Annotated in this window: 12 protein-coding genes; 5 read left to right on the top strand and 7 right to left on the bottom strand. The window is 71.6% G+C overall.

What is annotated here, in order from left to right; genetic code table 11:
* The first annotated feature begins 13 nt into the window (after positions 1 to 13).
* A complete protein-coding gene (locus QF037_RS25940; protein WP_307029092.1) occupies positions 14 to 943 on the top strand; it encodes a 1-phosphofructokinase family hexose kinase in 930 nt (309 codons plus the stop codon).
* Positions 944 to 949: 6 nt separating this feature from the next.
* Here QF037_RS25940 and QF037_RS25935 read toward each other — a convergent pair whose 3' ends face one another.
* Together QF037_RS25935 and cdgB are read right to left on the bottom strand one after the other, a co-directional pair.
* Positions 950 to 1,903 (bottom strand): CBM35 domain-containing protein, encoded by a 954-nt coding sequence (locus QF037_RS25935; RefSeq protein WP_307029089.1) that lies wholly within the window; start codon positions 1,901 to 1,903, stop codon positions 950 to 952.
* A gap of 119 nt (positions 1,904 to 2,022) precedes the next feature.
* Positions 2,023 to 3,675: a diguanylate cyclase CdgB gene (cdgB, locus tag QF037_RS25930; protein WP_307029087.1), complete on the bottom strand. Its 1,653-nt coding sequence runs from the start codon at positions 3,673 to 3,675 to the stop codon at positions 2,023 to 2,025.
* Between the two features lie 382 nt (positions 3,676 to 4,057).
* Between cdgB and QF037_RS25925 the strand changes: the two genes are divergently transcribed.
* A complete protein-coding gene (locus tag QF037_RS25925; RefSeq protein ID WP_373463971.1) occupies positions 4,058 to 4,567 on the top strand; it encodes a flavin reductase family protein in 510 nt (169 codons plus the stop codon).
* Between the two features lie 115 nt (positions 4,568 to 4,682).
* Here the strand turns inward: QF037_RS25925 and QF037_RS25920 are convergent, their stop codons facing one another.
* On the bottom strand, positions 4,683 to 5,522 hold the full coding sequence (locus QF037_RS25920; RefSeq protein WP_307029083.1) for a sigma-70 family RNA polymerase sigma factor: 840 nt from the start codon (positions 5,520 to 5,522) through the stop codon (positions 4,683 to 4,685).
* A gap of 117 nt (positions 5,523 to 5,639) precedes the next feature.
* Positions 5,640 to 6,077, bottom strand: coding sequence for an alternative ribosome rescue aminoacyl-tRNA hydrolase ArfB (gene arfB, locus QF037_RS25915; protein ID WP_046258824.1), 438 nt, complete (start codon positions 6,075 to 6,077; stop codon positions 5,640 to 5,642).
* Between the two features lie 189 nt (positions 6,078 to 6,266).
* On the opposite strand from arfB, the gene QF037_RS25910 reads away from it, so the two are divergent.
* Positions 6,267 to 6,842 carry a TerD family protein gene (locus QF037_RS25910; RefSeq protein WP_266825449.1) on the top strand — a complete coding sequence of 192 codons (576 nt, stop codon included), beginning with the start codon at positions 6,267 to 6,269 and terminating at the stop codon, positions 6,840 to 6,842.
* 158 nt (positions 6,843 to 7,000) lie between these two features.
* Complete coding sequence (locus QF037_RS25905) at positions 7,001 to 7,987, top strand: bifunctional GNAT family N-acetyltransferase/NUDIX hydrolase (protein WP_307029080.1); 987 nt, start codon at positions 7,001 to 7,003, stop codon at positions 7,985 to 7,987.
* Between the two features lie 47 nt (positions 7,988 to 8,034).
* On the opposite strand, the gene QF037_RS25900 is transcribed toward QF037_RS25905, so the two are convergent.
* Positions 8,035 to 9,435, bottom strand: coding sequence for a M1 family metallopeptidase (locus QF037_RS25900; protein WP_307029079.1), 1,401 nt, complete (start codon positions 9,433 to 9,435; stop codon positions 8,035 to 8,037).
* A gap of 104 nt (positions 9,436 to 9,539) precedes the next feature.
* Between QF037_RS25900 and QF037_RS25895 the strand changes: the two genes are divergently transcribed.
* Positions 9,540 to 10,040 carry a hypothetical protein gene (locus tag QF037_RS25895; RefSeq protein WP_307029077.1) on the top strand — a complete coding sequence of 167 codons (501 nt, stop codon included), beginning with the start codon at positions 9,540 to 9,542 and terminating at the stop codon, positions 10,038 to 10,040.
* A 61-nt stretch (positions 10,041 to 10,101) separates the two neighbouring features.
* Here QF037_RS25895 and QF037_RS25890 read toward each other — a convergent pair whose 3' ends face one another.
* Together QF037_RS25890 and QF037_RS25885 are read right to left on the bottom strand one after the other, a co-directional pair.
* Entirely contained in the window at positions 10,102 to 10,761 is a 660-nt protein-coding gene (locus tag QF037_RS25890; protein ID WP_307029075.1) for a hypothetical protein, read from the bottom strand.
* Between the two features lie 4 nt (positions 10,762 to 10,765).
* Positions 10,766 to 11,452 (bottom strand): pentapeptide repeat-containing protein, encoded by a 687-nt coding sequence (locus QF037_RS25885; RefSeq protein ID WP_307029073.1) that lies wholly within the window; start codon positions 11,450 to 11,452, stop codon positions 10,766 to 10,768.
* Between the last annotated feature and the right edge of the window lie 228 nt (positions 11,453 to 11,680).

Here is an 11,680-nt window from a genome sequence, read left to right as displayed (position 1 = left end):
GAGGTCGATCCAGGTGATCCTCACGGTCACGCTGAACACCGCTCTCGACATCACCTATCGCGTGCGGGACCTCAGGCCGCACGCCTCCCACCGGGTCTCCGAGGTGACGGAACGCCCGGGCGGCAAGGGCCTGAACGTGGCCCGGGTGCTCGCGGCCCTCGGTCACGAGGTGACGGTCACCGGCTTCGCGGGCGGCGCCACGGGCAGGGTCGTCCAGGAGCAGCTCACGGCGGCACCCGGCGTGGTGGACGCGCTCGTCCCGGTCACCGGCGCGACCCGGCGCACGATAGCGGTGGTGGACGAACAGAGCGGCGACACCACCCAGTTGAACGAGCCCGGCCCGACCGTCACGCCCGCCGAGTGGTCCGCCTTCCAGGAGGCGTACGAGGATCTGCTCCCGTCGATGGCCGCGGTCGCCCTGTGCGGCAGCCTGCCGCCGGGGGTGCCGGTGGGGGCGTACGCGGGGCTGGTGCGGACGGCTCGCGCGGCCGGGGTCCCGGTCCTCCTCGACACCAGCGGCGAAGCCCTGCGGCGTGGGGTCGCGGCCCGCCCGGACATCATCAAGCCGAACGCCGACGAGCTGGCCGAACTGACGGGATCCCACGAGCCGTTGCGCGCCACGCAGGACGCGCGGCGGCGGGGTGCCCGGGCGGTCGTCACGTCTCTCGGTGCGGAGGGCCTCCTCGCCGCGTCCCCCGAGGGCCGCTGGCGCGCCACCCCGCCGTCCCGTGTGCACGGCAATCCGACGGGCGCCGGGGACTCCGCGGTCGCGGGACTGCTGTCGGGGCTGGTCGAACAGCTGCCGTGGCCGGACCGGCTTGCCCGCGCGGTGGCACTGTCGGCGGCGACGGTACTGGCGCCGGTGGCGGGCGAGTTCGACCCGTCCGCCTATGCGGAGTTGCGGGGGCGGGTCGCGGTGACGAGTGAGGTCACCGCGGCCTGAGTGCCGTCAGGACTTGACCCAGCCCTTGACGAGCCACATCTGGTCGAGCAGGGCGTCGCACTGGTTGCCCTGCTCGCAGGAGACCTTGATGGTGTTCGAGCCCTTGTTGAGCTGAACCCAGTTGTAGGTCTGCGTCCAGCCCTTGGTGTAGTCGCCCTCGGCGGCGTGCGCGTAGTTGTCCATGCCGACCGGCGTGGTGGAGGCCGTGCCGTTGATCGTGAGGGTGGCGGTGGCGTCCTTGCCGGGGACGCTGTAGCCGACGTACAGCGTGTACTTGCCGGTCTTGGGGACACCGCTGACGTTCCACGTGACCGAGGCGCCGACGGCGTTGAAGCCGTTGAGGTAGACACCGCCGCCCGCCTTGGCGCCCTTGATGTCCGTCGCCGTGGTCACACCGGGGCCGAGCGCGAGGGCCTTGGCGTCGGTCTTCGGCAGGTCCTCCTCGTCGGCCGCCGCGCTGCTGGCGGCCTGGCTCGGCTCGCTGCTCTGCTGGGACGAGGGCGTGGCGGAGGCCTGGTTGCCGGAGGCGTCGTCGTCGCCGTCGCCGCCCAGCATCGCCACCCCGATGCCGATGACGACCGCGGCGACCACCGCGATGGCACCGATCAGCAGGCCCTTGGTGTTGGGACCCCGGCCGCGACCGCCACCGCTGTACCCCTGCTGCGGGTGCTGGGTGGTGGGGGCGCCGCCCGGGAAGGTCTCCGGCGCCGCGTAGTGCGCGCTGTTGGGCTGGCCGTGGGCGCCCTGCTGCTGCGGCACCTGGCCGTACGGCGCGGTGGACTGCTGCTGCGGCTGCCCGTACTGGCGCTGGCCGACCGCGCGCACCCGGTTGACGGAGCCCGGATAGCCGTAGCCGCCGGAGGGCGGCTGGGCTCCGTTGGCCTGTCCGTCGGCGTAGAGGTAGCCGAACGGGTCGTCGTCCTCGGGCGGCGTGTTCGCGCCGGTGGTGCCGGACGTCATCCCAGGTACTCCTCAGCAGGTGCGGGGACGGATGCGGTACGCGTGGTGAATGGCGAGCCTACCCGCTCCTGCTGCCCCAAACGGGTGACTCGGATCGCATCAGCTCGCTGACCTGGGGATCATCCCGCGCGTCTGTGTTGTTTGGGACGAGATCGTTTCTCTACGTACATCCGCTCGTCGGCGGACTTCAGCACTTCGTCCGCCGTCATCCCGCAGTGCGCCCAGCCGATGCCGAAGCTGGCGCCGACGCGGACGGCCCGGCCCTCGGCGCGGATGGGCTGGATGATCTCGTTGCGCAGGCGTACGGCGAGGTCGGCGGCGTCCGCGCGGCCCAGGCCGTCGGCGAGGATCACGAACTCGTCGCCGCCGAGGCGGGCCACGGTGTCGCCGTCGCGGACCTGCCGGGACAGCCGGCGGGCGACCTCGATGAGGACCGCGTCACCGGCGTTGTGCCCGAACCGGTCGTTGATCGACTTGAAGCCGTCGAGGTCGCAGAAGAGGACCGCGAGCCCCTTGGTGCCGTCGTCGAGCTCACCCTCGGGGGCGACGGTGTGCACATGGTGATCGAAGGCGGTGTCGAACGCCTCGGCGCCGGGCCGGAAGTCGAAGCCGTGGCCGTTGGCGTCGTAGGCGGGGTGGCCGAAGGCCGAGTCGATGGATTCGAGGGCGGCGTGGGTGGGGCGCTTGCACAGCCGCGCGGAGAGCCGGGCGCGCAGCTCGGCGGAGTTCGGCAGGCCGGTGAGGGAGTCGTGGGAGGCGCGGTGGGCGAGCTGGAGCTCGCGGCGCTTGCGGTCCTCTATGTCCTCGACATGGGTGAGGAGAAACCGGGGGCCGTCCGCGGCGTCGGCGACGACGGAGTTGCGGAGCGAGACCCACAGGTAGGTGCCGTCGCGGCGGCCCAGGCGCAGCTCCGCGCGTCCACCCTCCGCCGAGGTTCTCAGCAGTGTCCCGATGTCCTCGGGGTGGACCAGGTCGGAGAAGGAGTAGCGGCGCATCGCGGAGGCGGGACGGCCCAGGAGGCGGCACAGGGCGTCGTTGGTCCGCAGGATCCGGCCGTGCTGGTCGCCGCCCATCTCGGCGATGGCCATGCCGGACGGGGCGTACTCGAAGGCCTGCCGAAAGCTCTCTTCACTCGCCCTGAGTGCCTGCTGTTCGCGCTCGAGCCGGACCAGCGCGCGCTGCATGTTGGCGCGCAGGCGCGCGTTGCTGATCGCGATGGCGGCCTGGAAGGCGTACATCTGCAGCGCTTCGCGTCCCCAGGCGCCCGGCCGGCGGCCGTTGCGCGGCCGGTCCACGGAGAGCACGCCGATCAGCTCACCGCAGGCGGCGCCGCCGACGCCGGGCGTGAACATGGGGGCGAAGAGCCGGTCGGAGGGGTGCCACTCGTCCTCGAAGCGGGGCGCGGGGCCGTCGGTGTACCACTGCGGTACGTCGTCGTCGTCGAGGATCCAGCCCTCGGTATGCGGGATGAAGACCAGGTCGCCCCAGTTCTCACCCATGCTCAGGCGGCGCTCCCAGGAGTCACGGGAGCCGACCCGGCCGGTGATGAGCGCCTCGGCGGCGGGGTTGCCCGCGAAGGCGGCGACGACGAGGTCGCCGTCGGGGCGGACGAGGTTGACGCACGCCAGCTCGTAGCCGAGGCCGGTGACCACTCCGTCGGCGACGGTCTGCAGGGTGTCCGCCAGGGAGCGGGCGGTGTTCATGTCCGCCATGACCTGATGCAGTTGTCGCAGAGTCGCAAGACGGACGTAGGGCTCCGACTCGGTCTCCATGCTCGCCCTCCCCCCGAGACCTCGCAGCGAATCAAGGGTTCTCATCGGCGTATCGTTCTGGCAGCTTCCCCGCCACTGAATCACAGCGCGCTGCCCACTCGGTACACAGGGTCAACAATTAGTACCCCTTGTGACTCAAGTCACAGCGAAAGATGAACAATTGAGTGGGGTTTCTGTATTTTCCCTGTGCGTTTACTGAACGCAAACTTTGTGGGTTTGTGGAGGTTCCCGGGGAGGGGCTGGTCGGGGGTCCTAGGTCCGGGATCGGGTCCTGGCTCGGGCGGAGGTCCGATGCGGTCCGCCCCGGTCGGACACTAGCGTTTTCGACGTGCCGAACACTTCCCCGATCACCGCCGCCACCGCCTACGGGCATCCTGTGGGGGTGAGCAACGACGAGTTCCGCGCCGCCATGTCACGGCTGGCCGCGGGTGTGGTCCTGGTGACCGCCTACGAGCCCCCGCTCGACGCCGAGGGGCCGGGGGGCGAGGACGTCGGCATGACGGCCACCGCCTTCATGTCGGTGTCCCTGGACCCGCCCCTGGTGATGGTCAGCCTGCGCGAGGGCTCCCGCATGGACGACCTCCTCGACGAACAGCCCCTGTGGGCCGTCTCGGTCCTCTCCGAGAGCCAGAGCCACATCGCCGGCCGCTTCGCCATGAAGGGCCGCATCAGCGACCGCCTCCTCTTCGAGGACATCCCCCGCACCCGGGGCGAGGTCACCGGCTCCCTCCTGGTGGACGGCGCCCTGGCGACCCTGGAGTGCCGAACGGAACAGCGGATACGCGCGGGCGACCACACCCTGGTGATCGGCCGGGTCCTGACGGCAGGGGTCCCGAGCGCCGACGGAGGCCCGTTGACGTACTTCAGGGGCCGCTACCGCCGCCTGGACTGAGAGGTCACGGCGGCGGGGGATCGGCAGACGTGTCCCCGGCCCGAGGGCGGCCACCTGCGGTTGTGCCGACGGGAGTTGGGACACATCTGCCGGTCAGTCCTTGCCTCGACGGCGGCTAGCGGAGCTCGATGTTCAGGGCTGCCACTCGCTCGGGGGCGGACACTACGTCGATCACTGCGATCCGGTCCCGTACGAACGTGAAGGCCAGCGCACGCTCCACCCGGCCGTCCACCAGCACCGCGAGTCCCGTGGCTCCGTCGACCAGGGCGGGGCGCGCGACCAGGGCCAGGCTCGCGAAGCTCGTCGCGCCCTTCGCCACCGCAAGGGCGCCCGCCGTGACACCGGCCTCGGCGCGCGCCACGACGTCCGGGTCGAGCACCTCCACCAGCGCGTCGAAGTCACCCCCGCGCGCGGCGGCCAGGAAGGCGTCGACGACCTCCCGCTGCCGGACCAGGTCCGCGTCGGGCGCCGGAGCGCCCTGCACCCGGCGCCGGGCCCGGCTGGCGAGCTGCCGCGCCGCGGCCGGCGTACGTCCCACGATGTCGGCCACATCCTCGAACGGCACCGCGAACAGGTCGTGCAGCACGAACGCCAGCCGTTCGGCGGGCGTCAGCGTCTCCAGTACGACGAGCAGCGCGACGCCGACCGAGTCGGCGAGCAGCGCGTCCTGCTCGAGGTCGGGGACCACGCCGGGCAGCGGTACGTCCGGCTCCAGCGGCTGCTCGGCACGTGCCTTGCGGGACCTCAGCATGTCCAGGCAGACCCGCCCGACGACCATGGTCAGCCAGCCCCCGAGATTGTCCACCTGCCGGGTGTCGGAACGGTTCAGCCGGAACCACGCCTCCTGCACCGCGTCGTCCGCCTCCGCGCGCGACCCGAGCATCCGGTAGGCGACGGCGCTCAGATGCCCCCGGTGCGCCTCGAACCGCTCGGCAAGAAACTCACTCTCGCTCATCCGCCTCTGCCCTCTCGTCGCGTCGCCGGGGTGGTCTCAACGGTCTGACGAACGAGAGGGCGCGGATGTGACAGGAGTACGCCTCGGCACGGGGGTACGCCGCGGCGCGCGCCGGTGCTAACCCCAGTCGCGGCCCGTCCTGCCCCGCTTCGTCTCCGCCCGCTGCTTCTTCTCGCGCAGGCGGCGTTCGTTGATGCCTCGCGGGATACGGGTGGCCCTGCGGGGCTTGGGGGGCGGGGCGGTGGCCTCGGCCAGGAGGGCGGCCAGGCGTACGGCGGCGGTCTCGCGGTTGCGCCACTGGGAGCGGTGCTCGGAGGCGCGGACCGTGACGACGCCGTCGACGAGGCGGCCGGCCAGGCGTTCCAGGGCCCGCTGCTTCCACACCTCGGGCAGCGACTCCGTCTTGGCCAGGTCGAAGCGGAGCTCCACCTGCGAGTCGCTGGTGTTGACGTGCTGGCCGCCCGGTCCGGACGACCGCGAGAAACGCCACATGAGCTCGGCCTCGGGAAGGGAGACGGAGCCGCGGATGACGTGAGGACCGGACATGCCCCCTATGGTCGCGCGGCTGACCCGCACACGTCACGCGAATATCCCCGTCTCTGTGCCTCGCGCCCCTCACTCCCGCTTGGCAAAGAAAGTAAAGAGGGGCGGAACCTTTGGTGCCCCTCTCCGCGTTCTTGGGGGTAGATGTAGCTTCAAGCCCGTACTGCCTGTGCAATGCATAACGAGGGAAGGATCCCAACCATGGCTGTAAGCCTGTCCAAGGGTGGCAACGTCTCGCTCAGCAAGGAGGCTCCGGGCCTGACTGCCGTCACCGTGGGCCTGGGCTGGGATGTCCGCACCACCACCGGCACGGAGTTCGACCTCGACGCCTCCGCGATCGCGGTCAACCCGACGGGCAAGGTCTACTCCGACGGCCACTTCGTCTTCTTCAACAACAAGCAGACGCCGGACCAGACCATCGTCCACACCGGTGACAACCGCACCGGCGAGGGCGCGGGCGACGACGAGGCGATCAACGTCAACCTGGCGGGCCTCCCGGCCGACGTCGACAAGATCGTCTTCCCGGTCTCGATCTACGACGCCGAGAACCGCTCGCAGAACTTCGGCCAGGTCCGCAACGCGTACATCCGCATCGTCAACCAGGCCGGCGGCGCCGAGATCGCCCGCTACGACCTGTCCGAGGACGCGGCCACCGAGACCGCCATGGTCTTCGGCGAGCTGTACCGCAACGGCGCCGAGTGGAAGTTCCGCGCCGTCGGCCAGGGCTACGCCTCGGGCCTCGCGGGCATCGCGTCGGACTTCGGTGTGTCCGTCTGACGTATGACGGACACAGGCACACCACCCTGCGCAGGAACCCCCGGCTTCGGCCGGGGGTTCCTGCGTTGCGAGGGCCCTTGCGGTGCGCGTAGCCGGGTGCGTCGCGAGGTGTGTGGTGACGAGGCTGCGCATGACGTGTGCGCGATAAGTTGCCCCGCATGATCCTCGCCCCCGTCCCCCTCACCCCCGACCACGACATCCCGGCCCCCGTCCTCACCGAACTCACCGCGCTCTACGCCGCCAACCGTGAGTTCCACGCGCTCAGCGGGGACTTCCCGGATCCGGACGACGTGCGCCCGGAGCAGGTGGCGGCAGCGCTGGCCGACGATCTCGCGGAGCCGGACGCCGAGGTGCTGCTCGCCCGGTGGGGGTCCCCCCGCTCGAGCGAAGCCGAGAGTGAGGGAGAGGGACGGCTCGTCGGAATCGTGATCACCCTCGCCCACCACCCCGACCCGGCCGACCCGGACCCCTGGATCGGCCTGCTGATGGTGGACGCGGACAGCCGACGCCAGGGGTACGGGCGGCGGTTGGCGTCCCTCGTCGAGGACCGTTTCCGCACGGCGGGCCGCGGCGCCGTCCGCCTCGCCGTCCTCGACACCAACCCCAAGGCCCTCGCCTTCTGGACCGCCCTCGGCTACGAGGTGATCGACCACCGCGAGGACCGCGCGCTCGGCCGCCCCTGCGCGGTCCTGCGCAAGCCGCTGCGCACCCCTCGCCGCGCCGCCCGGGTCGCCGTGCTCGACCCCGAGGGCGCCGTCTTCCTCCTGCGGTACGACAACGTCGAGGTCGGCATCCACTGGGCCATGCCCGGCGGCGGCCTGGAGCCGCACGAGAGCCCCGTCGAGGGCGCCCTGCGCGAACTGCGCGAGGAGACCGGATGGACGGACCTGGCGGCGGGCCCGCTGCTGTGCACCTGGGAGCACGACTTCACGCACGCCTGCGCCGGCCCCGTCCACCAGCACGAGCACATCTACGTCACCCACGGCCCGCGCCGCGAACCCACCGGCCCCCACCTCGCCGCCGCCCACGCCGAGGACCTCATCCTCACCTGGCGCTGGTGGACCCGGAAGGAACTCAGGTCGGCGAACGAGGCCATGTGGCCGCCGGACCTCGCACGACGGCTCGACGCGTTCGACGGGGCGTGATCCCCACGGAGTGCACCCTCACCGGGCGCCGGCCCTGACCGGGCGGCTCAGCGGTGCTCCGGCTTCCCCTCCCCGTACAGCCACTGCGCCCAGATCGCGTCGAAGTCCTCGTCCGGCGCCTGCTTCTGCACATACGCCGTGAAGTCGGCGGTGTCCGCGTTGCCGTGGCGGTGGGCGGCCGTCCAGCCCTGGACGATGTCGTAGAAGGTGTCGTCGCCGACGGTCTGCCGGATCTTGTGGACGACCATCGCGGCACGCTGGTAGATGGGGCCCTCGTCGGAGATGTGCGCGGCGCCGGCGGGCTTCGCCGGCGGGAAGGACCAGAGGTCCTCGAACCTGTCCTCGCCGTGGTCGTAGAGCGCGTCGAACGTCTCCTGGGCGCTGTCGCCGCCCTCGTCCTCCTCCCACAGCCACTCCGCGTACGTCGCGAACCCCTCGTTGAGCCACATGTCCCGCCAGGTCCTCGGCGTCACGGAGTTCCCGAACCACTGGTGCGCGAGCTCATGGACGAGGAGCCCGGTGTCCGGGGCGCCGGGAAAGAAGGGACGGTTCTGCGTCTCCAGCGCGTACCCGGCGTCGTGCTCGCCGCCGACGATCGCGCCGGTGGAGGAGAAGGGGTACGGGCCGAAGTTGTACTCCGCCCACTCCATGACCTCCGGCAGCCGGCCCAGCACCTTCACGCTCGCCTTCGCCTGCCCCGGGGCGACGGCCGTGTACACCGGGAGGTCACCGGCGGTGGAGCGGCGCAGGTCGTAGTCGCCGACCGCGAGCGTGGCGGCATGGCTCGCCATGGGCTCGGCGGTGCGCCAGGTGAAGGTCGTACGGCCCTTGCTGGTCGTCTCGCCCGTCAACTCCCCATTGGACACGGCCCGCAGGCCCTCCGGCACGGTGACCGCGATGTCGTACGACGCCTTGTCGGAGGGGTGGTGACTGCCGGGGAACCACGCCATCGATCCCGTCGGCTCGCCGAGTCCGACCGCGCCGCTCTCCGTGCGCAGCCAGCCCTCCTCGGAGCCGTCCGGGTCGGTGATCGTCCGCGGGGTGCCGGAGTAGCGGACCCGCACCTCGAACGTCTCCCCCTGATCGAGCTCGTCCGCCGGGCGTACGGTCAGCTCCTGACCGGCGCGGTTCCAGCGGGCCTTCGCGCCCTCGACCGTGACCTCCTCGACGTCCAGCCCCTTCAGATCCAGGTCGAAGGCGGACAGGTCCTGCGTGGCCCGGGCGGTGACGGTCGCCGTGCCGGACAGGTGCTCCGCGTCGGGGTCGTAGGACAGCCGCAGCGCGTAGTGCGCCACGTCGTACCCGCCGTTGCCCGCCTTCGGGAAGTACGGGTCGCGCACACCGGAGCCGCCGGGGGCGCCCTGCACTCCACCGCTGGTGCACGCGGAGAGCGCGAGAGCGAGCAGGACGGAGGCACAGGCCGGGACAAGGCGCACGGAACGGGACATGACCGTGATCCTAGAGCGGGCGCGCCACCACCCCACCGCGGCTCCGGACCCGGCGCACGGTCGCCCCGTCCGGCCTCCCGCCGCGCCGTGACACCATCTCGTACGTGCTCGACATCGGCTACGCCCTCTCCAACCGCTTCCCGGACCCGCCCCAGACGGACTACCGCCGCGCGGACGTCCACGCGCTGCGCCACGACCTGTTCTGCGGTGACGTCTATCTCGCCGACACCAAGGCGGACCGAGAACTGTCCACAGCCTGGGGATGGGTGCCGGTGCTCGACTTCGCGTGGGCGCTGTGCGACATCGCGGAACGCCTCGACCGCGACCCGGCCGGCTCCCGGGCCTCCCGCCCCCAGCACGCGGAACTCGACTTCACCGAGTCCACCGACCGCATGCTCTTCGAGCGCCGCTTCGGCTGGGTCGACATCGAGTCCGACTGGATGCCGGCCGAGGAACCGCCCCTGACCTTCTCCCACTCCGAACTGCGCCGCGAGGCACGGGACTTCCTCCACGACCTGCTCGCCGACCTGTGCGACCTCCACGACGACCTCGCCGAGAACCCGGCGATCTGGACCCTCCAGGCCCGCTTCCCCAGAGTCGACTGACCGCTCCCGCCCACCGAGGCAGGAGCGCCGCCCTCTGGTACCGCACCCGGCGGCCGGACCCTCAGCCCCCGGCCGGGCCGAACGTCGCCCCGCCGAACACCATCAGCTCCTCGAGCAGCAGCCCTTCGGGCAGCTCGCCGCGGGAGAGGCCGGTGTACCCCGCGCTCAGCCGACGGCCGTCCAGACCCAGCGTCTCCATCACGTCGTAGTGCTGGTCCTCCGCGAAGACATACCGCCCGTCCCCGTCACCGTCCTCCGGGTCCAGGGCCACGCGGCGCAGGACGGACTCCAGCACCGCCCTGTCCACGGGCGCGGCCGCGAACGGCAGGAAGGCCTCGGCGTCGACACCCTCGGGGTCGGGCCGTACGGAGTCACCGCCCACCGGATTGCCGTCCTCGTCGGTCTCGCCCTCGTCGAAGTACCCGGGATACGAGTCGTAGAAGTGCCGCTCCTCGCCGTCCTCGAAGACCCGCAGATCCAGCACGTCCGAATCGAAGACGTACGAACTCAGCGTCGCCGTCCCCAGCAGCCGGCTCAACGGTCCGGCCAGCTCGATCGCCTCGGTGTCCGGGTCCGGGAACAAGAGCACCGTGTGCCCGGGGCCCGCCGGTACCGCGTATCCCCGCAGCGCCCCGCCGTCCTCCGCCGTCGCCCCGGCGAGCAGCGGCACGACCTCGGCGCACGTCCGCGCGACCAGGACATTGCCGTAGAAGGCCCCCACGCCGTCAGCCCTCCACCCTGATCCCCATCTGAGCCGCCAGCACCGGTGCCAGATCCAGCAGTTGTGCGCTACTGACGACCGCCCCCGCAAGCCGCTCCACCCCCCGCGCGATGTCGATCTCCACCGCCCCCCGCAGATCCACGTCCATGAGCGTCACCCCCGTGAGGTCCGCCCGCTTCAGCGCGCAGTCCACGAACTCCACCCGCTCCAGCCGGGCCCCGCCGAAGTCCGGCTCGACGAGGACGCAGCCCTCGAAGACGACGTCCCGCAGGTGCGCCGCCCGCAGGTTCAGATAGTCGATCTTGCCGCCGCGGATCACCACCCGCTCCAGGACCGCCCCGTGCAACTGCACCCCGCCCAGCCGGGCGTCGACCAGCTCCACGTCCCGCAGGGTCGCCTCCGACAGATTGGTCCCGACCCCCCGGACGCCGGTGAGGACCGAGTCCAGCAGGCGCGCGTTGCGCAACCGTGTCTCGTCCAGCGCGCACCCCGTCAGCGCGCAGTCCATGAAACGGGCGCCCGAGGCGTCCTGGCCCGCGAAGTCCGCCTCCGTGAACTCCAGCCCGTCATAGTCCCCGTCCGGCTCCAGCCCCCCGCCGTCGTACACCGCCAACGGCGGCAACCGCACCTCCGGCCGCCGCGCACCCTTCACACCGGCACCGCCGGCTCCACCCGCCACTCGCCTCGCCATGCCCCCATGCTGCACCCCACCACTGACAACACCCCGGGCGAACACCCTGACCTGCGAAGACTCCCCCGCCGTCAGAGAACAGGGCGCCCGATGCGCAACTGCTCGACCTCCGCTTCGACGGCTGGCGCGGCCGCCCCGCCATCGACCGCGGCAACGGCGACCAGGTCGGCGCCCCCGGTGTCCTGTCCGAGGGCACACCCTTGACCTCAAGCATGCTTGAGGTTGAAG

The sequence above is a fragment of the Streptomyces canus genome, from assembly GCF_030815415.1.
In the GTDB taxonomy this organism is placed as follows: Bacteria; Actinomycetota; Actinomycetes; order Streptomycetales; family Streptomycetaceae; genus Streptomyces; species Streptomyces canus_F.
Note: the sequence above shows the minus strand (reverse complement) of the source record. Positions and strands in the feature narration are given on the sequence as shown.